Origin of the sequence: Slackia piriformis YIT 12062 (assembly GCF_000296445.1) — a bacterium.
In the GTDB taxonomy this organism is placed as follows: domain Bacteria; phylum Actinomycetota; class Coriobacteriia; order Coriobacteriales; family Eggerthellaceae; genus Slackia; species Slackia piriformis.
Genome location: NZ_JH815198.1, coordinates 806,821 through 808,217 on the forward strand (window position 1 = coordinate 806,821; position 1,397 = coordinate 808,217).

The 1,397-nt window shown below is 61.9% G+C and carries 1 protein-coding gene and 2 tRNA genes; 2 read left to right on the forward strand and 1 reads right to left on the reverse strand.

Annotation, left to right across the window (positions count from 1 at the left end):
* Positions 1-377: 377 nt before the first annotated feature.
* Together HMPREF9451_RS03555 and HMPREF9451_RS03560 are read left to right on the forward strand one after the other, a co-directional pair.
* Positions 378-452: transfer RNA gene (locus HMPREF9451_RS03555), tRNA-Val, on the forward strand.
* 3 nt (positions 453-455) lie between these two features.
* A tRNA-Gly gene (locus tag HMPREF9451_RS03560) sits at positions 456-531 on the forward strand.
* Between the two features lie 240 nt (positions 532-771).
* Here the strand turns inward: HMPREF9451_RS03560 and HMPREF9451_RS10245 are convergent.
* Positions 772-1,290 (reverse strand): IS110 family transposase, encoded by a 519-nt coding sequence (locus HMPREF9451_RS10245; RefSeq protein WP_009138942.1) that lies wholly within the window; start codon positions 1,288-1,290, stop codon positions 772-774.
* Between the last annotated feature and the right edge of the window lie 107 nt (positions 1,291-1,397).

The window sequence follows — 1,397 nt, forward strand, 5'->3', positions numbered from 1 at the left end:
GACACGCTAGCTTGAGGTGCTAGTGCCCATATACCGGGTGTGCGGGTTCAAATCCCGCCTCCGACACCATAGCAAACCAGAAGGCGGCCGCAGGGTCGCCTTCTTTCGTATGCGGCTTCGAATCCGTTTTCTGCTGCAGGGCAATTTGCAAAGACAAATGATCCTATTCTTCTTTCGTTCTTGCCAAAACTTGGGAAAGCGCGTGCGCAAGATACATCGCATGAGCGAAGAGGGGTCAGCAGGAGCTGGGAACCCGATCTCGACCTAGGCTTTTTTGCTCTCAAAACTTTTTTTAAAAAAGTGCTTGCACTGAACGGTGGGAATGGGTATTATATCAACTCGTCGGTTCGAGCAGAACGGCTCGGACGGCAGCGAATGGGCGGTTAGCTCAGGGGGAGAGCACTACCTTGACACGGTAGGGGTCACAAGTTCAAATCTTGTATCGCCCACCATTTGCGGACATGGCTCAGTTGGTAGAGCACAACCTTGCCAAGGTTGGGGTCGCGGGTTCGAGCCCCGTTGTCCGCTCCAGAATTCACAGCCTCGCTTATGCGGGGCTTTTTAATATGAGCAGGACATTGTCAAGAGGCGTAATTGGGCCTGGCCCCGACAATTTCGGGGCCAGGCCCTCGCTCTATATCAACTCGCCCGCGGCGACCTCGGCGTGTCTTTCCGACGCTCGTCTTTGCAGTTTAATATCCGCCCGCGGCAATCTCTTGCTGGGCAATCCGTTGCTACGGCTGAGGCTGCCTCGTCGTCTCGACAGTCTGTTTACGCGGGTGGCGCCTGCGGCGCTCGCAAAAAAAGAGACCGGGGTCCGCCCCAACGGCCTCGGATCCGGCCGGAGGTGGGATGACCGCTTCGTATGCCGGCGCGGCCCCTTCCGCTACGCGCCCTCGGCCATGCGGCCAACGGCCCAGCCCAGCATGCCAGCTCGCGCGCCGTCGCCACGTTGGCCTTGTTCTTCTGGACGCCGCGCTCGAGCATCGCCGCCCGCCTTCCGACGAGCCTCCTCGCGCCTTTGGCGGCGTGGCGCCTCGCGGCGGGGTCCGGCGCCTGGCCTTTGGCCAGGTCCTTCGGGTGCGGCGAGCAGCCGAGGTAGTGCCACGCCGACTCGACGAGCACGCGCCTCAGGTGCTTGTTGCCGGCCTTGGTGATGCCGCCCTGCCGCACGCTCTCGCCGCTGGAGTGCTCGGAGGGCGTGAGCCCGAGCCACGCCGCGAACGACCTGGCGCTCTTGAACCTGGAGAACTCGCCGGCCTCGAAGACCGGGTCTGCGGCGCTCGTCACGTCGATGCCCTTCTGAATCTACCCCGATTCCGTTGACACCCTTTACGCCGCCTTCGGGCGGCCTTCGTCTGTGGGCCAGTTGGCCTCTTCGAACTCGACGGGGCTGA